Genomic DNA, 22,855 nt, shown 5'->3' with positions numbered 1-22,855 from the left:
CCCCTCACTCAGGTCGGGAACTCGCCCAACCAGCCATGCTGCAGAAGATGCTTGGGGAGGTACTCGGACTCGACGTCGAGGGGAAAATCGCCGTCGAAGGCGAGGCAGGCGACGGCGAGGGGGCCGAGGGCGACGGTGCCGTCGAGCTTGGCTTCCCGCTCCTCGTCGCGCGTCCAGTACGCCCGATGAAGCTTCAACGCGTCGACCAACGCAGGCCCGAAGCCCTCCTCGTCCCTGCGGACAAAGGTGTAGAACAGGTTGATCGGCGGGTAGAGCACACCGTCCAACAGGTCACGCGGAGCGATCCGGGCCACGGCGGGATCCGACGCCTGGAAGGTCGCGGTGAGCTTCTCCACCAAGCCCGGCCTGCGCAGCCAGTAGGTCTGCAGGGTGTCCACCCAGTGGTAGATGTACTCGTCGTACTGCCCTTCAGGCGAACGCAACCGGTCCAAGGGGATCTCGCACAGCTCCGTCATACGCTGCTGGTCACGGCAGATGACGGCCAGCCAGAACGCGGTGAGCCACGTACCCGCATCGGCGGTCGGCAGGGGTCCGACCGCGGGCAGGGTTCGCAGCTTGTGATGGATGCGGCACTCGACCGTTCCTTCACTCACACCCGTCACGGCGAAGAGCGCCGAACCCAGTTGCATCGCGTTCACCGCGGCTTCCCAGGTCTCTACTGCCGCAGCCCGGGGATCGACGACACAACGGGCACGCAGGGCCATGACAGCGGTGCCGAAGATCGAATCGATCACGGCCGTCGACCCTTCGAGACGGTCGATCCCCTTGATCAGATGCTGGTTCACCCGCTCCGCGAACTGCTCGGCCTCAGGTCCTGCCGACCGCCCGTGCCTGGCGATGTGTACGGTCACGGAAGCGTCCCCTTGCTGATGTCGAACCGACGGTACTGGTAACCAGTGTAGGTCCCCGCGTTTTTCTCACCCTTGACGGCCGTGTATTCCAGCTGCTTGTTCTCGATGGCCCTTTCAATGGCGTCCACCAACTCGAATTCCCCTCGCCTCTTCATCGCCTCCAGAATGTCGTAGAAGTACTCCCTGCTTCCCTGGGAGACCTGCTTTCCATTCGGAAGTGTGCGCCTGCCGAAATCCGTTCTCGGACTGCTCTTGGCCTCGATGACGACGACCCGTCCGTCCTCGTGTGTCCACACCTGGTCGAACTGGTCGTTGCCGCTCTTCGGCCCGAGAAGAGGCTCGTCCGTGAAGTCGGGGTAGCGCTCGGCGATGTAGTGATGCCTGGCGGCGTTCTCGCCCAACGCCTCGGCCGCGTCGCCCATCGCCGTGTGGGATTCCTTGTACGCCCCCTTGGCCTCGCCCCAAAGCCCGGCCGATTCATGAGTCTGCTGGACCTGGTGGGCCCGGCCGGTGTCCGCCTTCCACTCCAACATGAGGTTGTCCCACCGGATGGCAAGGTGGCGGGTCCGCGCACTCTCCTCCAGCAGTCGAAGCCTGGCACTGCTGGACACGGTGTCCGCGCCCACGCTGATGTAATCGTCGTCGAGAAAATGCGGCTTGGGCGGCGCGGGAACGTCCTTGGCCCGGACCCACGGGGAACCCTCCGACACCCGTGTCAGCTGAGGCGGCGTCTGGCCGCTCTCGTCGTAAAGCTCCAGACTCCTGCGTGTGCCGTCTTTTCGGTAATAATGCTCGCGATATCCGGGTTCGTTGTTCGCCCGCCAGACCTGAATCTCCTCGATCTGCTCCCTCGTGAGCGACCCGCGCGGCCCATAGGGATTGCCACCCTCCCGCATGAAGCTTGGCCGCTCACCCGCGGTGTGCCCACCCGTACCGTCGCCGTCCGGCCGCGTCGTCCCGTCCGCTCCGTCCCCCGACACGTCGTCCCCGGCACGCCCCCCGTCACCCTGCCCGTCGTCACCGGTCCGTCCGAGATCTTCCAGTCCACCGCCACCGGAGCCACCCGAACCCCCTCGGCCCACCGGCGGGCCCCCGTCAGTACGCCCCCCGGAACCGGCCGGATGGTCGCCCCCACGCCCACCGACAGCCGCCGAGTCACCCCCGCGGCCTCCCACCGCCGCGGTGTCCCCAGCGCGCGTTCCCGTCCCGGCGCCCACCAGTTCGTGATCGTTGACAGTCCTCGGTGTCCCGGTCTCCCCTCCCTGCTGGTCCGCCCGCTGCTCCGCCGTCCGCTCATGCCGGATGGCGTCCAGGGACTCCCGTACGGTCCCGTCCGCGTTGTGCACGACCTGCGTCGTGGTGTCGAGGTAGACGACCTCCCCCTCGGGGGTCGTCATGCGAACGGAGTTCTCGGGGGTGAGGCGGGCCGGGAGGTCGTCGGCGATGTTCGGGGGATCGGCTATCTGATACGTGCCTTCGCCCAGCCTGATGTGCGTGCCGTTCGTGATCCCCCGCAGCCCGGCCATGACGTCACTGATCTTGACGGCCGTCCCGCCGATGCCCTTGGCGATGTACGTCATCGGGTCGACGATCCGCCCCGCCTTGCCCGCGAAGGAGATGGCCTTCGCGATCGCACCGGCCTTGCCGGTCGCCGCGACCGCTCCGCCCGCCCCACCCGTGAAAACCGTCGTCAGGACGTTGAACGTCACCGCGCCCGCCGCCCGCGAGGGGTTCTTCCCCCACTCGTCGTACGCGATCAGCGCCTTCCCGGTCTCCACGACCGCCGTACGGGAGTCGCGCAGCCAGGAGGGGAGCTTGTCGGCCGGGGTCAGCCAGTACGCGGCACCGAGCGGCGTTCCCGTGATCAGGATGCCGGTCGCGAGCTTGCCGAGGCCGACCCAGGCCTGGCCCGCCGCGTCCCAGCCGTTGAAGCCGACCAGGGTGCCGAGGCCCTTGATCGTGCCCCACACGCCGTCCACGACGAAGCCGACCGTGAAGTCCCAGGCGTGCTCGTGGAAGTAGTACCAGGGGTTGGACTCCTCGACGACGTCCCCCCACGGCAGACCGCCGGCGTTGTTCAGGTCCTCGGCGCGGTAGCCGTAGGTGTTCTCTTTGTCCGACCCGTCGCCGACGGCGAGCGGCTCGCCGCCGACCAGCGCGACGATCTTGTTGTAGCAGGCCCGCTCGGCCGCCTGGAAGGCGGTCCAGGCCGCGTTCACCGCGTTGCGGCGGGCCGTGTTCTCGTCGATGAGGTCGCCGTCGGCGACCCAGTCGTCGTCGTCCGCGACGCGCCGTTCGAACGCCGCCGCCTCCGCGCGGAGCGAGTTGAGCCGGTCGACCAGGGGCCGGACCTCGGCCGCGTAGTCGAGCAGCGCCTTGGAGACCGTGCCCAGCTCGGTCTGCAGGTCGTGGCCGGCCGCCGCGACAGGCGCGGTCGTCGCGAAGAGCTGGTCGGCCTCCGGGGCCTTGTAGAAAGGTTCCAGCAGGTTGAAGTTGGCGTCGATCAGCAGACCCGCGGCGCCGATCGCCATCCCGTCGAACGCGATGTCCCCGGCGTCCGTCTCCAGTTGCTCCAGATTTCCTGTGAACTCCGGTATCTCGGCCGAGACAACGGGCCTGTCCTCGCTCACGCCTACCCCCGTGGACGCCCTCGCAGATACGTTCCCTCAACTCGGCACCCGGCCCGCATGTCTGACGCTTGGACACAAGGCAACCCAGTCGATCATTTGTACCAAAATTGCGATCGCGATCCCATGCACTTCTGGCCAAAGCTCGCCCCCCGGAGGGCATCCGGGCCCCACACGCGACCCTTACGTCCAGATCAGGCACACTCGAACCCACGGAGAACACCGCAACAGCGACGAGACAGGGCCGACATCCCGTCAGAAGCGGGACAGACCCAGCCCCCTGAGGTCACAGAAGGGGAATAACGACGGAACCACACCACAGGTTCCGCTTGATCCTCATTGCCCGGCGTGACCTGCCGTGATACACAGAGTGACGATACGACCCTTCGTTTACCGTTCCGCGCCCCCCGTTAGGGGCCCGCGCGGGTCGGCGGCAAGGGATCCGTACGAAACCCGCCAATCAATGACGCCAAGTCGACATACGACAGCGTCATTGTCGGCGAGAATGGGCCCGACCTCTGCGCACCCGCGCGGAGGCGTGCGGAGCGGACGCCGAGGCGTACGCGTCGCACGACAAGCAGAGACATAAGCAGAGACAGCAGAACTACCCACTAGGGGCGGTGACTTACATGTTCGTTGCGGCCGACAAGGGCGACATCACCACCATCATCGGCGGAATCGCCCCTGACTGGGGGCCTTTCGGCGACCTGGGCAACGAGGCACGCGTGATGATCGAGGTCGTGATGGCGGTCGCCATCCTCCTCTGCCTCGGCATCGCGATCTGGGGTGCGGCCAAACAGCGCATCGGCGCGACCGCCCTCCGCGACACCTTCAGCGCCGAACAGGGCAAGGGCCTCATCATCGCCGGCCTCACCGGCGTCTTCATCATCGGCTCACTGGGCACGCTCTTCACCATCGTGTACGGCATGGCCGTGTAGCCCGGCCACCGCCGGCACCCGCCCCGGCCGGGCCACCGGCCTCGCCCGGTTCCCCTCCCACCCCACCCGTCCGTCGTGCCCACCGGCTGAGGTTGCGTTTCCCTGATGTCGAGTCTCCACACCGCGCCCGCGCGGGAACCAGCGCGGCTACCGTCGTACTGCTACGCCTTTCGGTACGACGTCGAAGTTGAAGGGGCGACCGCGGCATGAGTCTCGGCGACGAGCACGGCTACCGCGAGCCCTCGCGCTCCGGGGACGACGGGGCGTACGGGGGGTACGCGGGCACCGGCCAGACCCGGACCCGCCTCCCCGAGGGCGGCGACGACCCCTACGGCGGCGCCCCCCGCCGCCCCCGCTCCTCCTCCAGAAGCCTCGTCACCATCGTCGGAGTAGTCGTCCTCCTCATCGCCGCGATCGCCTTCGCGAACCGGGGGGGTGGGGGATCCGACACGGATGCGGGCTCAGGGGGCGACAAAGCGGAAACGGCACCGACCGCGGCTTCGGGGGAGCGACCGGTCACGACGAAGACCGGCGACATTCCCTCCGGCTTCGCCCACGACCAGCAGGGCGCCGAATCGGCGGCGGCCAACTACTCGGTGGTGCTGGTCTCGGCCGACATCCTCAAACCCGTACGACGGAGCGAGATCGTGCGGCAAGTCTTCACCGCCGACAAGTCGGCCGAGCTGGAAGACCGCCTGAACACGGTGTACGACACGGACTTCTTGAACAAGGTCGGACTGGACGATGACGGCAACGCACCGTCCGGCAGCACATACGTCTCACGCACCATGCCAGTCGGCACCACGACCACGAGCTACTCGGACAGCACCGCGACTGTAGAGGTCTGGTGTACAGGCGTATTCGGCATGGCGTCGGAGGACACGACCACCCCGGTCACCAGCGACTGGTTCACCATGTCCCTCCGACTGCGCTGGGAGAACGACGACTGGAAGGTCGACAGCTTCGCGCAGAAGGAAGGCCCCGCGCCGGTCAACGGCGACAACAAGGTCTCAACGTCCGACGAGATCTCGAAGGCCGTCGAGGAGTACGGAGGGTTCACCTATGCCCGGTAGGCCACACCGCGTACTCAAGGTCGCCACAGCCTTCGCAGCCGTACAGGCCGCAGTCGTCCTGCTGGCGACGCGTGCAGTCGCCGCACCCACACCATCACCCTCTCCCTCGCCCAGTGGCGACTCCTGCTCGCTGCTCTCCGGAGCAGCCAGGGAGTACTGCGAGAGCGACAACGGCGGTGGCGGCGGCGGCGGTTCGGGCAGTACCCCCAACGACCTCACCACCACCCTCGACCCCCTCTCCTCCCTAGCCCAAGGCTGCGCAGACGCCGCCTCCTGGACCGTCGACAAGCTCTCCGAAGCCGTCAACGAGACCGCCGACGTCGACTTCACGAACATGACGTTCCTGAAGCACTACGCGGTCGTCTTCGCGGCCTCCGCAATCCTCACGCTCGTGCTGTGGCTCCTCGCCGTCACGAAGCGGGCCGTCCGCGGCGTGCCGTTCACGACGGCGATCTCGGAGGCCATCGGCTTCCTCTGGCTGACCGTGCTCGCGTCGGCCTTCACGCCCCTGATCCTCTACACCATCGTCTCGGCCACCGACGGCGTCAGCGACATCATCGCCCGGACGACCGGCAACCAGACGGACACGTTCTTCGGGACGTTCTCCGAGGCCCTGAAGAAGGGCAACGACATCGGCGGCGGCCCCATCATGCTGATCCTGGTGTCGCTGGTCTCCATCGTCGCCGCCGGCGTGCTGTACCTGGAGCTGTACCTGAGGGCCGTCCTCCTCTACGTCGGCGCCCTCCTCGGCGTCGTCGTGTACGCCGGCCTCGTCGACAAGGACCTGTGGGGCCACGTCCGCCGCTGGGCGGGCATCATGATCGCGATCATCCTGGTCAAGCCCGTCATCGTCATCGTGCTCGGCCTCGCCGGCGCCCTGACCACCGAGGACGGCCCCGACTCCCTCGCCGCCGTCGTCTCCGGCCTCGCCATCATCCTGCTCGCCATCTTCGCCTCGGCGATGATCTACCGCTTCGTCCCGGGCTTCGGCGACGAGATCGCCAACTCCCGCAACAACCGCATCATGCGCGGCGCCGAAGGCAAGGCCGCCGCCGTGATCAGTTCCCCCGCCACCCTCGTCGCCCAGGGCATCAAGACCCACAGCTCCCGGGCCGACAACAACGGCTCGGGCGGCGGAAGCAGCACCCCCCGCCCGTCCAACCCCGCATCCGGCGGCGTGGCCGCCCACAGCTCGCGCAGCGCGAGCGGCAGCGGCGGAACTGTCCCCTCCGCCGCACCCCCGCCCCGCACGAGCCCGGTCAACACCCCCCACGCCGGCAACACCCGCAACAGCAACCGCACCGGAGGTGAAGGGCGTTGACGACCGAGTCCCACCACCTGTCCCATCCGATCACGCCCCGCCGTACCTATCTGATCGGCCGCGCCCGGCCGAACGCGATCATCGGCCGGAACCGCGAGTCCGGCGAGATCGCGTTGATCATCGCGGGCGCGTTCCTCGGCATGATGTGCGGCCTTCTCGTCCCGGTGCTCGTCCCGCGCATCGCCCTGCTGACGGGCTTCCCGATGCTGGCGCTGGCCGCGGTGTACGTGCCGTACAAGCGCCGGACCTTCTACAAGTGGTTCGAGATCAACCGCAGTTACAAGCGCAGCCTGCGCAGGGGCACGACGTACCGTTCCGCCAACATGGAGGCTGGCACCCGCCTCGACGGCCGTGAGGTCGAGGTCGGCCCCCCGCCCGGCATCGGCCGCATCACCTGGCTCGCCGCGCCCTTCGGCCCCGACGAGATCGCCGTACTGCTGCACGCCGACCGCCGGACCGTCACCGCCGCCATCGAGATCGAGGGCCCCGGCGTCGGCCTGCGCGACTCCGAGGACCAGGAAGCCCTCGTCGACCGCTTCGGCACCCTCCTCAAGCACGTGGCCAACGGCGACGGCTTCGTCACCCGCCTCCAGATGCTCGCCCGCACGCTGCCCGCCGACCCGGACGCCCACGCCAAGGACGTCGCCCAGCGCGGCGACGACCGCGCCCCCGGTTGGCTCCAGCAGTCGTACGACCAACTGCAGTCCATGGTCTCCACCAGCAGCGAGCAGCACCGCGCCTACCTCGTCGCGTGCATGCACTACACCCGCGAACTGGCCGCCGAGGGCCACGCCATGGCCCGCGCCGCCCGCCCCCAGGGCCGCAAGCTCGACAAGGACGCCGGCCTCGCCGTCGTCATGGCCCGCGAGCTGACGGACATCTGCTCGCGCCTCCAGGAGGCCGACATCCGCGTACGGCAGCCCCTCGGCCAGGGCCGCCTCGCCTCCCTCATCCACTCCATGTACGACCCGGACCACCCCATCGACCACATCCAGGCCATGACCAAGCGCAACGCCTGGCCGGCCGAACTGGACGCGATGGAGCCGGACTACCTCCAGGCCAAGACCCGCGAATCCTCCACCCGCGCCCCCTGGTGCCACGCCACGGCCTGGGTGAAGGAGTGGCCGATGACCCCGGTCGGCGTCAACTTCCTGGCGCCCCTCCTGGTCCACACCCCGGACGTCATCCGCACCGTCGCCGTCACGATGGACCTCGAACCCACCGAGGTCGCCATCGAACGCATGCTGACCGAGAAGACCAACGACGAGGCGGAGGCGTCCCGCGCCGCCAAGATGAACCGCACCGTCGACCCGCGTGACGTGGCCTCCCACTCCCGCCTCGACCAACGCGGCGAGGACCTCGCGAGCGGCGCCGCAGGCGTCAACCTCGTCGGGTACATCACCGTCTCCTCCCGCTCACCGGAGGCACTGGCCCGCGACAAGCGGACGATAAGGGCCTCGGCCGGCAAGTCGTACCTCAAGCTGGAGTGGTGCGACCGCGAGCACCACCGGGCCTTCGTCAACACGCTCCCGTTCGCCACCGGAATCCGAAGGTAGGGCCATCGCGATGCGGGACCATCCGATCCAACCGCACCTGGAGGTGAAGCGCTGATGAGGGACCCGATCTCCGCCCTCACCGACGCCTTCACGTCCTTCCTCTTCGGCAAGGTCGAGACGACCCGCCTCCCGGTCCGCACCTCCACCGGACAGGCCCAGGCGGTCTACCTCCCGACCGCGGCCCCCGGCCTCGGCGACTCCGGCGTGATCATCGGCCGCGAGGTCTACTCCGGGAAGGGCTACATCTACGACCCCTTCCAGCTCTACGGCCAGCAGCTCCCCGCCCCGCACTGGCTCGTCCTCGGCGAGTCCGGCAACGGCAAGTCGGCCCTGGAGAAGACGTACGTCCTGCGGCAGCTGCGCTTCCGCGACCGCCAGGTCGTCGTGCTCGACGCCCAGGGCGAGGACGGCGTCGGCGAATGGAACCTCATCGCGGAAGAGCTGGGAATAACTCCCATCCGCCTGGACCCGACCGCCGCCCTCGACATGGGCATCCGCCTCAACCCCCTCGACCCCTCGATCACCACGACGGGCCAGCTCGCGCTGCTCCGGACGATCATCGAGGTCGCGATGGGCCACGGTCTGGACGAACGCTCCGGCTTCGCCCTCAAGGTCGCGCACGCCTACGTCAACGAGACGATCGTCGAACGTCAGCCGGTCCTCACCGACATCGTCGAGCAGCTCCGTCACCCCGAGCCGGAGTCCGCCGAGGCGATGAACGTCGCCATAGACGACGTACGGGCCTGGGGCCTGGACGTCGCGCTGGTCCTGGACCGCCTGGTCGACGGTGACCTGCGCGGCATGTTCGACGGCCCCACCACCGTCGGCATCGACCTCGACGCGCCCCTCATCGTCTTCGACCTGTCCCACATCGACCGCAACTCCATCGCCATGCCCATCCTCATGGCGATCGTCGGCGTGTGGCTGGAGCACACCTGGATCCGCCCCGACCGGAAGAAGCGCATCTTCCTGGTCGAGGAGGCCTGGCACATCATCAACAGCCCCTTCGTCGCGCAGCTCTTTCAGCGCCTGCTGAAGTTCGGCCGCCGACTCGGTCTGTCCTTCGTCGCGGTCGTCCACCACCTGTCGGACGTCATCGACGGCGCGGCCGCCAAGGAGGCCGCGGCCATCCTGAAGATGGCGTCCACCAGAACGATCTACGCCCAGAAAGCGGACGAGGCCCGGGCCACGGGCCGCGTCCTGGGCCTGCCCCGCTGGGCGGTGGAGATCATCCCCACCCTCACCCCCGGCATCGCCGTCTGGGACGTCAACGGCAACGTGCAGGTGGTCAAACACCTCATCACCGAGACCGAACGCCCCCTCGTCTTCACCGACCGCGCGATGACCGAATCCTCCGTCGACCACCTGCTGGACGACGACGCCCTGCACGCCGCCGAGCTGGAGGCGGAGGAGCGGGCCGCCGCGTTCGTCGAACAGCAACTGAGCGAGGTCGACGGGTACGGCTCCTCCGAGTCGACGGTGGCTTGAGCGGACCAGGGATGAGCCGGAACGAGCAGGGGCAGGACGGGGAACGGCGTGAACGGCGTGAACGGCGTGAACGGCGCGGAGGAAGCGGCGTGAGCGGCGTGAACTGCGGCGAAGGACACGGCGTGAGCGGCGGCGAGCGATGAGACCGGACGACAGGCGCCCCCAGCAGGGCGGAGGCGGCATCCCCGACGGGCTGCTGATCGCCCTCCTCGGCTTCCTGGTGAGCCTGACCCTGCTGGTCTGGTCGGCCACCGGCCTCGCCGGCCTCTTCGCCCACGGCGCCTGGCCCGACGCCGTCACCTTCACCCGCACACCCCTGGCCGTGCGCAGCCTGGTCTCCGCCCCCCAGGACCTGCCCGCCGCCTGGCCGGACACCCCCGCCGCCCAGCTCTCCGGCTACGGCCTCTTCTGGGGCCTCTTCATCAGCCAGCTCATGGTCCTCCTCGTCCTGGCCGTCTTCACGATGGGCACCCTGGCCCGCTGGCGGGCCGTACGAGCGAGGGAGAAGGCGGCACGAGCCCAGAGGCAGGGCGGAGCGACGACAGGGAGACCGGTCCAGCACCCGGACCCGACCGTCGTCCCCGTGGAGCAGGCACCCCCTGCCCAGCCGTACACCGTGGACCACGCCCAGCACGAGGTTCCGCCCACCAGCACACCCGCCCCACCACACACCTCCGGCCGGGCCACCGGCCGGACCACCAGCCCCGGCGGCGGCCTCGCTCCGCCCGCCGGGTTCCCGGCTCCGCACCCGGCCCCCTCCACGTCGGTCCCCGAACCACGTCACAGCGCGTCCCCCGCCCCGGCGGCCGAGGTCGGCGCGACACCCCCACTCGGTGGGTCGGCGGCCGCGTCCCTCGCGGCCCCGGCCGGCGCACACACCACCCCCCTGACCACCACAACCGGCAGCACCGCACCCACCGACGCCGGCTGGGCGAACCCGGCCCCCACGGTCGTCCTCGGCCCCGCCGAGTCCCGGCGCCCGGTCGCAGCACAGGCCGTACGGGACGCCGAAGGACCGGCCCTCGTCGTCACCTCCGACCCCACGCTCTGGTCGGACACGAAGGACGCCCGCGCGAAGCTGGGCCCGGTCCTCCTCTACGACCCCGCGCACCGCTGCGACACCCCGGCCCGCCTCCACTGGTCGCCCATCTCCGGCTGCGAGGACAAGCCGACGGCGCTGGCCAGGGCCGTAGCCCTCCTCGCGCCCATCCGCCCCACCGCCAGGATCGACCAGGCGGTGGCGGACACCGCGGAGACCCTCCTGCGCAGCTACCTCCACGCCGCCGCCATAGACACCCGCACCATCCGCCACCTGCACCGCTGGGCCCAGGGCAGCAACGTCCAGGAAGCGGTCCGCACCCTGCGGACGAACCCGAAGGCGGCCCCCGGCGCGGCGGGCGAACTGGAGTCGGCCCTCACCTCGCACCCCGAACGCCGCGACATCGCCCAGCAGCTGACGGCCCGTGCCCTCTCCGCCCTCTCCACGGTCAACGTCCGCGAGGCCTGCGCCCCGAACCGAGCCGACTCCCTGGCGCTGGATTCCTTCGTGCACGAGGGGGGAACGCTCTATGTGGTCGGCGACCCCATCGAGGACCCCAAGGCGAACCCCTCCGCGATGCCTCTCCTGACGGCCCTCGCCTCAAGCGTGGTCGAGCGCGGCCGGCGCATGGCCGAACGGTCATCCTCCGGCCGCCTCGACCCACCACTCACCCTCGTTTTGGACGACGTGGCGGCCGTGGCCCCACTGCCCCAGCTCCCCGCCCTGCTGACCGGCGGCGCCGACCAGGGCCTCCCCACCTTGGCCCTCCTCCGCTCCCGCGAACAGGCCAGATCCCGCTGGCCGAACGCCGAACTCCCGCTGCCGTAACGACAGTCAGGAAGCATCCCCGCCCGTGCCCGTGCCCGCGTCCGAATCCGAGTCCGTGCCCGAGTCCGGCACCGCGTACCCGGCCACGGACGGCCACCGCACGGTCAGCACCACCGACTCCTCCTCCGCGACCCAGGAGTGGTCCACCCCGCGCCCCCAGACGACATAGTCGCCCTGCCGCTCCAACACGACGCTACGACCGGGGAACTCGACGCGGAAGCGGCCGCTGATCAGCACCTGCAGAGCAGTCCGTTCCTCACCACGGACCCACTGGGCGCGCGTGTCCCCCCGCGGATGCACACCCCACTTGATCTCCACCGCCTCACTCCGCCGCGGATCCCCCTCCGCCTTGAAGTGCCCGAGCAGCCAACCCCGGTCCAGCGCCGCGTCCTTGCCCGCATTGCCCACATACACGCTGTCGTCCATGCCGCCGAACGCTAACACCCACGCTCCGCGCCCCCGCCTACGGCAGCACGTACTCCAACTCCCGCCCCTCGTCCCCCTCGACGGACACCCCGCTGCCCACGAACCCGACCCGACGGTAGAACGCCGCGGCCCGCCCGTTCCCCTCGTTCACGAACAACCGCACCCGCTCGACGCCGGTCTCCCGCGCCCACCCCACCGCAGCGGCGAACATCGCCTCGCCCACGCCCTTCCCCCGATGCCCGTCCCGCAGGAACACGCCCACCAGATGCGCCTGCCGCCGCTCGACGATCCCGCCGAAGAAGTCCCGCGTCCCGGCCTCTTCCACGAGCACGGTCACCGTCCCGACCCACTCGCCGCCCCCGCCTTCCACCACGAACTGCCGCCGCTCCCGGACCCCCTCCGCAGACCTCTCCGCCCGCTCCTTCCAGAACCCGTCCGGCCGCGCCACAGCCTCCTCGTACGTCTCCAGAAACGCGAGATGAGCCACCGGATCCCGCAGCGCGGCCAGCCTCAACTCCCGCACCTCGCGCCACTCCTGGGCATGGACGGACCGGATCCGGTACCCCTGAGGCAGAACGGGGCTCTCAGCACGCGCAGGCAGCTTCATGCGGGCCACGGTAGTACCGGGGCACTACACCCTTCACCAGATTTCCGGCCGCCCCGACCCACGCCCACGCCTTGAAAGACTGTCCCGGAAACGCAGAAAACCCCTGCCGGTCACCCGGCAGGGGTCTTCTCAAGAATTGTTCGGCGGCGTCCTACTCTCCCACAGGGTCCCCCCTGCAGTACCATCGGCGCTGTAAGGCTTAGCTTCCGGGTTCGGAATGTAACCGGGCGTTTCCCTCACGCTATGACCACCGAAACACTATGAAACACTCAACCGCACCACGCTCTGTGACAGACGTGGGGTTGTTCGTGGTTTCAGAACCAACACAGTGGACGCGAGCAACTGAGGACAAGCCCTCGGCCTATTAGTACCAGTCAACTCCACCCGTTACCAGGCTTCCATATCTGGCCTATCAACCCAGTCGTCTACTGGGAGCCTTACCCCATCAAGTGGGTGGGAATACTCATCTCGAAGCAGGCTTCCCGCTTAGATGCTTTCAGCGGTTATCCCTCCCGAACGTAGCCAACCAGCCATGCCCTTGGCAGAACAACTGGCACACCAGAGGTTCGTCCGTCCCGGTCCTCTCGTACTAGGGACAGCCCTTCTCAATATTCCTGCGCGCGCAGCGGATAGGGACCGAACTGTCTCACGACGTTCTAAACCCAGCTCGCGTACCGCTTTAATGGGCGAACAGCCCAACCCTTGGGACCGACTCCAGCCCCAGGATGCGACGAGCCGACATCGAGGTGCCAAACCATCCCGTCGATATGGACTCTTGGGGAAGATCAGCCTGTTATCCCCGGGGTACCTTTTATCCGTTGAGCGACGGCGCTTCCACAAGCCACCGCCGGATCACTAGTCCCGACTTTCGTCCCTGCTCGACCCGTCGGTCTCACAGTCAAGCTCCCTTGTGCACTTACACTCACCACCTGATTGCCAACCAGGCTGAGGGAACCTTTGGGCGCCTCCGTTACCCTTTGGGAGGCAACCGCCCCAGTTAAACTACCCATCAGACACTGTCCCCGATCCGGATCACGGACCCGGGTTAGACATCCAGCACGACCAGACTGGTATTTCAACGACGACTCCACCCGAACTGGCGTCCGAGCTTCACAGTCTCCCAGCTATCCTACACAAGCCGAACCGAACACCAATATCAAACTGTAGTAAAGGTCCCGGGGTCTTTCCGTCCTGCTGCGCGAAACGAGCATCTTTACTCGTAGTGCAATTTCACCGGGCCTATGGTTGAGACAGTCGAGAAGTCGTTACGCCATTCGTGCAGGTCGGAACTTACCCGACAAGGAATTTCGCTACCTTAGGATGGTTATAGTTACCACCGCCGTTTACTGGCGCTTAAGTTCTCAGCTTCGCCCACCCGAAAGTGAGCTAACCGGTCCCCTTAACGTTCCAGCACCGGGCAGGCGTCAGTCCGTATACATCGCCTTACGGCTTCGCACGGACCTGTGTTTTTAGTAAACAGTCGCTTCTCGCTGGTCTCTGCGGCCACCCCCAGCTCACCGAGTAAATCGGATCACCAGTGATGGCCCCCCTTCTCCCGAAGTTACGGGGGCATTTTGCCGAGTTCCTTAACCATAGTTCACCCGAACGCCTCGGTATTCTCTACCAGACCACCTGAGTCGGTTTAGGGTACGGGCCGCCATGAAACTCGCTAGAGGCTTTTCTCGACAGCATAGGATCATCCACTTCACCACAATCGGCTCGGCATCAGGTCTCAGACTATTGCCAGGCGGATTTACCTACCTGACGTCCTACACCCTTACCCCGGGACAACCACCGCCCGGGATGGACTACCTTCCTGCGTCACCCCATCACTCACCTACTGCAAGTCTGGTTCGTCGGCTCCACCACTCCCCTTTGCCCGAAGGCTCCGGGGCGGCTTCACGGACTTAGCATCGCCTGGTTCAATGTTTGACGCTTCACAGCGGGTACCGGAATATCAACCGGTTATCCATCGACTACGCCTGTCGGCCTCGCCTTAGGTCCCGACTTACCCTGGGCAGATCAGCTTGACCCAGGAACCCTTGGTCAATCGGCGCAAACGTTTCTCACGTTTGTATCGCTACTCATGCCTGCATTCTCACTCGTGAACCGTCCACAACTCGCTTCCGCGGCTGCTTCACCCGGCACACGACGCTCCCCTACCCATCCCAGCGGGCGTTGGCCCTCATGCTGGAATGACACGACTTCGGCGGTACGCTTGAGCCCCGCTACATTGTCGGCGCGGAATCACTAGACCAGTGAGCTATTACGCACTCTTTCAAGGGTGGCTGCTTCTAAGCCAACCTCCTGGTTGTCTGTGCGACTCCACATCCTTTCCCACTTAGCGTACGCTTAGGGGCCTTAGTCGATGCTCTGGGCTGTTTCCCTCTCGACCATGGAGCTTATCCCCCACAGTCTCACTGCCGCGCTCTCACTTACCGGCATTCGGAGTTTGGCTAAGGTCAGTAACCCGGTAGGGCCCATCGCCTATCCAGTGCTCTACCTCCGGCAAGAAACACACGACGCTGCACCTAAATGCATTTCGGGGAGAACCAGCTATCACGGAGTTTGATTGGCCTTTCACCCCTAACCACAGGTCATCCCCCAGGTTTTCAACCCTGGTGGGTTCGGTCCTCCACGAAGTCTTACCTCCGCTTCAACCTGCCCATGGCTAGATCACTCCGCTTCGGGTCTTGAGCGCGCTACTGAATCGCCCTGTTCGGACTCGCTTTCGCTACGGCTTCCCCACACGGGTTAACCTCGCAACACACCGCAAACTCGCAGGCTCATTCTTCAAAAGGCACGCAGTCACGAGAACAAGGCAAGCCTTGTTCCGACGCTCCCACGGCTTGTAGGCACACGGTTTCAGGTACTATTTCACTCCCCTCCCGGGGTACTTTTCACCATTCCCTCACGGTACTATCCGCTATCGGTCACCAGGGAATATTTAGGCTTAGCGGGTGGTCCCGCCAGATTCACACGGGATTTCTCGGGCCCCGTGCTACTTGGGTGTCTCTCAAACGAGCCGCTGACGTTTCGACTACGGGGGTCTTACCCTCTACGCCGGACCTTTCGCATGTCCTTCGTCTACATCAACGGTTTCTGACTCGCCTCACAGCCGGCAGACTGTGAAAGAGAGATCCCACAACCCCGCATACGCAACCCCTGCCGGGTCTCACACGTATACGGTTTAGCCTCATCCGGTTTCGCTCGCCACTACTCCCGGAATCACGGTTGTTTTCTCTTCCTGCGGGTACTGAGATGTTTCACTTCCCCGCGTTCCCTCCACATACCCTATGTGTTCAGGTATGGGTGACAGCCCATGACGACTGCCGGGTTTCCCCATTCGGAAACCCCCGGATCAAAGCCTGGTTGACGACTCCCCGGGGACTATCGTGGCCTCCCACGTCCTTCATCGGTTCCTGGTGCCAAGGCATCCACCGTGCGCCCTTAAAAACTTGGCCACAGATGCTCGCGTCCACTGTGCAGTTCTCAAACAACGACCAACCACCCGTCACACACCATCTGCATGGTGCTTCACCGGGGTCGGCACTGAAGGCAGCCATACGGCCATACCCTCAGACACCCAACAGCGTGCCCGGCCGGCTCCCGCCCGGAGATCATGCTTTCCACACTCTTGCGAGCAGTACTAACAGCCTCCGACCCGTGAAAACCAGCCGAATAATCAACGTTCCACCCATGAGCAACCACCGCAGAACACTCGCCTGCGTTATGGCCCTGGATCCCTTGACGGGACCTAGATGCTCCTTAGAAAGGAGGTGATCCAGCCGCACCTTCCGGTACGGCTACCTTGTTACGACTTCGTCCCAATCGCCAGTCCCACCTTCGACAGCTCCCTCCCTTGCGGGTTGGGCCACCGGCTTCGGGTGTTACCGACTTTCGTGACGTGACGGGCGGTGTGTACAAGGCCCGGGAACGTATTCACCGCAGCAATGCTGATCTGCGATTACTAGCAACTCCGACTTCATGGGGTCGAGTTGCAGACCCCAATCCGAACTGAGACAGGCTTTTTGAGATTCGCTCCGCCTCACGGCTTCGCAGCTCATTGTACCTGCCATTGTAGCACGTGTGCAGCCCAAGACATAAGGGGCATGATGACTTGACGTCGTCCCCACCTTCCTCCGAGTTGACCCCGGCAGTCTCCTGTGAGTCCCCATCACCCCGAAGGGCATGCTGGCAACACAGAACAAGGGTTGCGCTCGTTGCGGGACTTAACCCAACATCTCACGACACGAGCTGACGACAGCCATGCACCACCTGTACACCGACCACAAGGGGGCGACCATCTCTGGCCGTTTCCGGTGTATGTCAAGCCTTGGTAAGGTTCTTCGCGTTGCGTCGAATTAAGCCACATGCTCCGCTGCTTGTGCGGGCCCCCGTCAATTCCTTTGAGTTTTAGCCTTGCGGCCGTACTCCCCAGGCGGGGAACTTAATGCGTTAGCTGCGGCACCGACGACGTGGAATGTCGCCAACACCTAGTTCCCACCGTTTACGGCGTGGACTACCAGGGTATCTAATCCTGTTCGCTCCCCACGCTTTCGCTCCTCAGCGTCAGTAATGGCCCAGAGATCCGCCTTCGCCACCGGTGTTCCTCCTGATATCTGCGCATTTCACCGCTACACCAGGAATTCCGATCTCCCCTACCACACTCTAGTCTGCCCGTATCGAATGCAGACCCGGGGTTAAGCCCCGGGCTTTCACATCCGACGCGACAGACCGCCTACGAGCTCTTTACGCCCAATAATTCCGGACAACGCTCGCGCCCTACGTATTACCGCGGCTGCTGGCACGTAGTTAGCCGGCGCTTCTTCTGCAGGTACCGTCACTTTCGCTTCTTCCCTGCTGAAAGAGGTTTACAACCCGAAGGCCGTCATCCCTCACGCGGCGTCGCTGCATCAGGCTTTCGCCCATTGTGCAATATTCCCCACTGCTGCCTCCCGTAGGAGTCTGGGCCGTGTCTCAGTCCCAGTGTGGCCGGTCGCCCTCTCAGGCCGGCTACCCGTCGTCGCCTTGGTGAGCCGTTACCTCACCAACAAGCTGATAGGCCGCGGGCTCATCCTTCACCGCCGGAGCTTTCCACCACCAACAGATGCCTGCAGTGGTTGTATCCGGTATTAGACCCCGTTTCCAGGGCTTGTCCCAGAGTGAAGGGCAGATTGCCCACGTGTTACTCACCCGTTCGCCACTAATCCCCACCGAAGTGGTTCATCGTTCGACTTGCATGTGTTAAGCACGCCGCCAGCGTTCGTCCTGAGCCAGGATCAAACTCTCCGTGAATGTGTACCCGTAATCGGGTGCAAACCACGAGAGCGGAACCACCGGAGGAATGATCCGATGGTTCACAGCGTCCTCGCTGTGTTTGTTTCAAAGGAACCTCGCCCCAACCGATGACCGGCCGGGAACGGGGTATCAACATATCTGGCGTTGATTTTTGGCACGCTGTTGAGTTCTCAAGGAACGGACGCTTCCTTTGTACTCACCCAAGCTACTCTCGGGCTTTCCTCCGGGCAGTTTCCCTTCGGTCTTGCGTTTCCGACTCTATCAGATCGTTTTCCGATCCGATTTCCTCGGTGCTTTCCAGGTTTCCGCTTTCGCGTTTCCCTTTCCGGCGGTTCCGACTCTATCAGATCCTTTCGGGCCTGATTCCCAGTCAGCGGGTGTTGCCTTCACGGCTGTTGGGCCGTTCCGACGTCCCAAACCTTAGCGGATCTGTCCGGCAGTTCCCAATCGGGCCTGTCGAACCCATACCGAACCCAAATCGAATTGAATTCGGGCACATCGAATTCGCCCCGCTTGGGAGATCGTGCTGGTTGGTTTGGGTGCCGCTTGAGCGGCGGAGGTGCTGTCGCAGAACCGTTACGGCCCCGCGGCAACCCGAAGAACTCTACGGATCACGGTGTGGACTGTCAAGCCTCCCCCGGGTGACCCCCGGCCAAACCTCGGCCGTCCCCCAGCGTACGGCCTCAGTCGAGGTCGGTGAGACGGCCGCCGGCGTCCGGCTGGGCGTGCTCGACGCGGCGGAGGAGTCGGGTCAGCACCTCGCCCAGGACGGTGCGTTCGAGCGGAGAGAGGTCCTGGAGAAGGTCCTCTTCGAATACCGAGGCGAGGCGCATGGCCGCCAGCCACTTCTCCCGACCGTCGCGGGTGAGCTCGACGATGACGCGTACACGGTTGTTCTCGTCGCGCTTTCTCGTCACCAGGCCCTCCGCGACCATGCGGTCGATGCGATGGGTCATGGCGGCCGGCGTCAGGCCGAGTCGCTTGGCCAGCTCGCTCGGGCCCATCCGGTACGGGGCACCGGACAGGACGAGAGCCTTCAGGACCTCCCACTCGGCGTTGCTGATGCCGAGCTCCGAGGTCTGCCGGCCGTAGGCGACGTTCATACGGCGGTGGAGACGGGAGAGGGCCGAGACGATCTTCTCGACCTGAGGGTCGAGGTCCTGGAACTCGCGCTGGTAGGCGGCGATCTGTTCTTCGAGTGTCGGCTCGGCGCTGCCGGAGGTGCCTGGGGTGTCGCCCATGGGCCGCAGTATGGCACGCCGCTGCTTGGCATCGAAGTCCTTCGGCGTGTACTGTTTAGGTCTAAGTTTTAGCTTCGAAGTCTTCACTGCTAACGCCTGTCCAGGTGGGCAGAGGGCTTCCCTTACCTAGGCAGGTGAACGTGACCAGGGGGATGGGCGCAGCGATGCGCCGGATTCACGTGGGCAACGCGCTCGGCGCGTTCGGACTCGGCTTCACGGTCCCGTATCTGTACGTCTATGTGGCGCAGGTGCGGGATCTCGGTGCGATGACGGCGGGGCTCGTGCTGGCGGTCTTCGCCGTCGCCGCGCTCGTGGTGCTGCCGTTCGCGGGGCGGGCCATAGTCCGGCGCGGGCCGCTTCCGGTGCTGCTCACCGCCCTGGTCACCGCCGCCGTCGGTTCGCTGAGTCTCGGACTGGCCACCGGTGCGACGACCGTGCTGGTGTCCGCGGCGGTGCTCGGGGCGGGGCAGGCCGTGATGCAGCCGGCGCTCGCGACGATGATCGTCGACTGTTCCGGTGCGGAGAACCGGTCGCGGGCCTTCGCCACACAGTTCTTCCTGCAGAATCTCGGGCTCGGGGTCGGCGGGCTGATAGGCGGGCATCTCGTCGATGCCTCGCGCGCGGGTTCCTTCGTCCTGCTGTTCTCGATACAGGCGGCGATGTTCCTGCTGCTCGTGGGTGTGATGGCGACCGTACGGATGCCGCGTGCGCCCAAGGTCGAGGGCGTGCCCGCGGAAGCCTCGGCCAAGGGGAGTTGGAAGCAGCTGCTCGGCAACCGGGCCATGGTGCAGCTGTGTGTGCTGGGCTTCGTGTTGTTCTTCGCCTGCTATGGGCAGTTCGAGTCGGGGCTCAGTGCGTACGGGGTGGAGGCGGCTGGGGTATCGACCTCCGCGCTCGGTACGGCGCTGGCGGCCAACACCGCCGTGATCGTGGTCGCGCAGTTCGCCGTGCTGCGGTTCGTGACGCGGCGCCGGCGGTCGCGGGTGATCGCGGCCGTGGGTCTGATCTGGGCCGTGGCCTGGGGTGTCGCGGGCTTCGCGGGACTCGGGCACGGGAGCCAGGAGATGGCCGTGGCCGCGTTCGTCTCGACGTACGCGCTGTTCGGGCTGGGTGAGGCGATGCTGTCGCCGACCGTCGCCCCGTTGGTCGCGGATCTCGCTCCGGCCGGGCTGGCGGGGCAGTACAACTCGGCCTTCGCTCTGGTGAAGCAGCTCGCGCTGGCTGTCGGTCCGGCGGTGGGCGGACCGATGGGCGCCTCGCTGCACGCGCCGTACATCGTGGCGTTCCTGCTGTGCTCGTTGGGGATCAGTGTGCTGGCGCTGCGACTCGGGCGGCAGCTCACGGCCGTGCAGGATCAGCCCGCGCTCGCGAGCAGCCGAGTGGTCGCCGGGAGTGGAGCCGCCGTCACGGATCCTGTGGCGGCCCGGGCCTGACGCCCCGGCCCTGAGGGGGGTCGTGCGCGGCGCCCCTCAGGTGGCTCGGGCTTCGGTCACGCGGAGCTTGTGGGCGGAGAGGACAGCGGCGAGCAGTACCGCGGCCTAGGTCGCCGCGGCGAGTACGCCCAGTTGCCACCAGGGCACGCTCAGGAAACCCGGAGATCTGGGAGGCGAGGACCACGGTGGGGATCACGGCGATGAGCAGGCCTAGCAGGGTGCTCACCCGCGTCGAGACCCGCCTCCACGCGGCCCGTGTCGCCTGGCGCGCGGGCGTCGACACCGCCCGCCGGGCGGACCTACCGGTCCCCGAGTCCGTGTGAGGGTCCGGGGCCGGACTGTGCCCCCGGCCCCGGCCGCTCAGGTGGGCCCCGGCAGGGCGAACTCGCACCACACCGCCTTGCCGCCGCCCGGTGCCCGGCGGCTGCCCCAGTTGGATGCGATGGTGGCGACGATGGCGATGCCGCGACCGGACTCGTCGGCGGGCTCGGCGCGGCGGCGCCGGGGAAGGTGGTCGTTGCCGTCGGTGACTTCCACGATCAGCCGGCGGTCGGTGCGGCGGAGCCGCAGACGCATGGGTGGGGTGCCGTGTTGCAGGGAGTTGGCGACGAGTTCGCTGGCCGCCAGGACGCCCAGGTCGTGCAGCTCCGGTGGGAAGCGCCAGCTGGTCAGGACGCCGGAGGCGAACGCGCGGGCGCGGGGGGCCGCTTCGACGCCGCCGAGGAGTTCGAGCGCCGCGTTGCGGAAGAGTTCGCTGTCGGGGCCGGTGCGGGCGGGGTGCTGGAGGACGAGGACGGCCACGTCGTCGTCGTGGTCGGCGGTGACGCCGGTCGAGCGGACGAGGCGGTCGCAGACGACCTGCGGGGTTCCGGTGGCGCCGGACAGGGCGCGTTCCAGGGCGGCGATGCCCTCGTCCAGGTCCTCGTTGCGGCGCTCCACCAGCCCGTCCGTGTAGAAGACGGCCGTGGAGCCGGGGCCGAGGGGGATCGAGCCGGAGGTGTGGGTCCAGCCGCCGGTGCCGAGCGGGGGGCCGGTCGGTTCGTCGGCGCGCAGGACCGTGCCGCTCTCGTCGCGGACGAGGATGGGGAGGTGGCCGGCGGAGGAGTAGACCAGGCGGCCCTCGTTGGGGTCGTGGACCGCGTAGGCGCAGGTCGCGATCTGGTTGGGGTCGATCTCCGTGGCGAGACCGTCCAGCAGCTGCAGGACCTCGTGAGGGGGCAGGTCGAGGCGGGCGTAGGCGCGGACGGCCGTACGGAGTTGGCCCATGACGGCGGCGGCGCGCACGCCTCGGCCCATGACGTCGCCGATGACGAGGGCGGTGCGGCCGCCGCCGAGGGTGATGACGTCGTACCAGTCGCCGCCGACGGCGGTCTCGGTGCCGCCGGGGTGGTAGACGGCGGCGATACGCAGGTCGTCGGGCTGTTCCAGTTCCTGTGGGAGGAGGGAACGCTGGAGGGTGACGGCGGTCTCGCGCTGGCGGCGTTCGCTGGCGCGCAGGCGTTCGCCGGCCTCGGCGTGGTCGGTGACGTCGGCGGCGAAGATCAGTACGCCGCCCTCGCTCTGCTCGGCACCGCTCGGTAGGGCGACGGGGGTGCAGGTGATCGTGTAGCTGCGGCCGCCGGGGGCCTTGCGGGACTTGACCGTGCGGGGTCTGGAACTGCGCAGGACCTGGTCGAGGAGCGGGAGGAGGCCGAGGGCGTCCAGTTCGGGCAGGGACGCGCGGGCGGGTTCGCCGAGCGGGCGTACGCCGAAGGCCGCGACATAGGCGTCGTTGACGTAGGCCGTGCGGTGGTCGGGGCCGTGGACGAGGGCGACGAGGGCCGGGATGCGGTCGAGGATCTCGCGGGTGGGGAGGTCGTCGACGGCGGGCACGGTCAGGTGGCCGTCCGGAGGGTCGTCGCTCTGCCGTTCGACGCGGGCCGCAGGCACGGAGCCTTCCCCGCGCCGGTCCGGGGTGACCGTGTGTTCGGTCCGCGCTGCGGCGCGGCGCTGCGTACCGGGGAGCCGGGCGCTCCAGCGCGTGAAGTTCACCGAATCCTTGCCTCGTGCCTCGTGTGGTCGTCTGTGGCCGGCTCCGGATCCGGCCGGTGGCCCGAGGGAAGCCC

At 66.9% G+C, this 22,855-nt stretch carries 14 protein-coding genes and 3 rRNA genes; 8 read left to right on the top strand and 9 right to left on the bottom strand.

What is annotated here, in order from left to right; genetic code table 11:
• Positions 1-8: 8 nt before the first annotated feature.
• Together K1J60_RS23430 and K1J60_RS23425 are read right to left on the bottom strand one after the other, a co-directional pair.
• Entirely contained in the window at positions 9-872 is an 864-nt protein-coding gene (locus K1J60_RS23430) for an immunity 49 family protein (protein WP_220647891.1), read from the bottom strand.
• Positions 869-3,502 carry a hypothetical protein gene (locus K1J60_RS23425; RefSeq protein ID WP_220647890.1) on the bottom strand — a complete coding sequence of 878 codons (2,634 nt, stop codon included), beginning with the start codon at positions 3,500-3,502 and terminating at the stop codon, positions 869-871. Before K1J60_RS23425 ends, K1J60_RS23430 begins: the two co-directional genes overlap by 4 nt.
• A 626-nt stretch (positions 3,503-4,128) precedes the next feature.
• On the opposite strand from K1J60_RS23425, the gene K1J60_RS23420 reads away from it, so the two are divergent.
• The 6 genes from K1J60_RS23420 (at position 4,129) to K1J60_RS23395 (ending at position 11,742) form a co-directional block, all read left to right on the top strand.
• Positions 4,129-4,437: a hypothetical protein gene (locus K1J60_RS23420; protein WP_033525053.1), complete on the top strand. Its 309-nt coding sequence runs from the start codon at positions 4,129-4,131 to the stop codon at positions 4,435-4,437.
• Between the two features lie 206 nt (positions 4,438-4,643).
• On the top strand, positions 4,644-5,510 hold the full coding sequence (locus K1J60_RS23415) for a hypothetical protein (RefSeq protein WP_220647889.1): 867 nt from the start codon (positions 4,644-4,646) through the stop codon (positions 5,508-5,510).
• The gene (locus K1J60_RS23410; RefSeq protein WP_220647888.1) at positions 5,500-6,831 is read left to right on the top strand and encodes an energy-coupling factor transporter transmembrane protein EcfT; all 1,332 of its coding nucleotides are present in this window, start codon (positions 5,500-5,502) and stop codon (positions 6,829-6,831) included. Before K1J60_RS23415 ends, K1J60_RS23410 begins: the two co-directional genes overlap by 11 nt.
• The gene (locus tag K1J60_RS23405) at positions 6,828-8,387 is read left to right on the top strand and encodes an SCO6880 family protein (RefSeq protein WP_220647887.1); all 1,560 of its coding nucleotides are present in this window, start codon (positions 6,828-6,830) and stop codon (positions 8,385-8,387) included. The genes K1J60_RS23410 and K1J60_RS23405 overlap by 4 nt, the downstream gene beginning before the upstream one ends.
• A gap of 54 nt (positions 8,388-8,441) precedes the next feature.
• A complete protein-coding gene (locus K1J60_RS23400; RefSeq protein WP_033525049.1) occupies positions 8,442-9,875 on the top strand; it encodes an ATP-binding protein in 1,434 nt (477 codons plus the stop codon).
• 139 nt (positions 9,876-10,014) lie between these two features.
• Positions 10,015-11,742 (top strand): type IV secretory system conjugative DNA transfer family protein, encoded by a 1,728-nt coding sequence (locus K1J60_RS23395; protein WP_220647886.1) that lies wholly within the window; start codon positions 10,015-10,017, stop codon positions 11,740-11,742.
• 6 nt (positions 11,743-11,748) lie between these two features.
• On the opposite strand, the gene K1J60_RS23390 is transcribed toward K1J60_RS23395, so the two are convergent.
• From K1J60_RS23390 to K1J60_RS23365, 6 genes are all read right to left on the bottom strand, one after another.
• Positions 11,749-12,168, bottom strand: a complete 420-nt coding sequence (locus tag K1J60_RS23390) for a cupin domain-containing protein (RefSeq protein ID WP_220647885.1) — start codon at positions 12,166-12,168, stop codon at positions 11,749-11,751.
• Between the two features lie 37 nt (positions 12,169-12,205).
• Entirely contained in the window at positions 12,206-12,775 is a 570-nt protein-coding gene (locus tag K1J60_RS23385) for a GNAT family N-acetyltransferase (RefSeq protein WP_220647884.1), read from the bottom strand.
• Positions 12,776-12,913: 138 nt separating this feature from the next.
• Positions 12,914-13,030 (bottom strand): 5S ribosomal RNA (rrf, locus tag K1J60_RS23380).
• A gap of 89 nt (positions 13,031-13,119) precedes the next feature.
• Positions 13,120-16,239, bottom strand: a 23S ribosomal RNA gene (locus tag K1J60_RS23375).
• A 308-nt stretch (positions 16,240-16,547) separates the two neighbouring features.
• Positions 16,548-18,073 (bottom strand): 16S ribosomal RNA (locus K1J60_RS23370).
• The 16S, 23S and 5S rRNA genes sit together here, the layout of an rRNA operon.
• A gap of 686 nt (positions 18,074-18,759) precedes the next feature.
• Positions 18,760-19,317 carry a MarR family winged helix-turn-helix transcriptional regulator gene (locus tag K1J60_RS23365; RefSeq protein WP_220647883.1) on the bottom strand — a complete coding sequence of 186 codons (558 nt, stop codon included), beginning with the start codon at positions 19,315-19,317 and terminating at the stop codon, positions 18,760-18,762.
• 152 nt (positions 19,318-19,469) lie between these two features.
• Here K1J60_RS23365 and K1J60_RS23360 point away from each other — a divergent pair, with 152 nt between their 5' ends.
• Positions 19,470-20,750, top strand: coding sequence for an MFS transporter (locus K1J60_RS23360; protein WP_220651646.1), 1,281 nt, complete (start codon positions 19,470-19,472; stop codon positions 20,748-20,750).
• 200 nt (positions 20,751-20,950) lie between these two features.
• Positions 20,951-21,073, top strand: a complete 123-nt coding sequence (locus K1J60_RS46045; protein WP_259407876.1) for a hypothetical protein — start codon at positions 20,951-20,953, stop codon at positions 21,071-21,073.
• Positions 21,074-21,110: 37 nt separating this feature from the next.
• On the opposite strand, the gene K1J60_RS23355 is transcribed toward K1J60_RS46045, so the two are convergent.
• Positions 21,111-22,781 (bottom strand): ATP-binding SpoIIE family protein phosphatase, encoded by a 1,671-nt coding sequence (locus K1J60_RS23355; protein WP_220647882.1) that lies wholly within the window; start codon positions 22,779-22,781, stop codon positions 21,111-21,113.
• Positions 22,782-22,855 lie beyond the last annotated feature (74 nt).

The sequence above is a fragment of the Streptomyces akebiae genome (assembly GCF_019599145.1).
GTDB classification, from domain to species: Bacteria; Actinomycetota; Actinomycetes; order Streptomycetales; family Streptomycetaceae; genus Streptomyces; species Streptomyces akebiae.
Note: the sequence above shows the minus strand (reverse complement) of the source record. Positions and strands in the feature narration are given on the sequence as shown.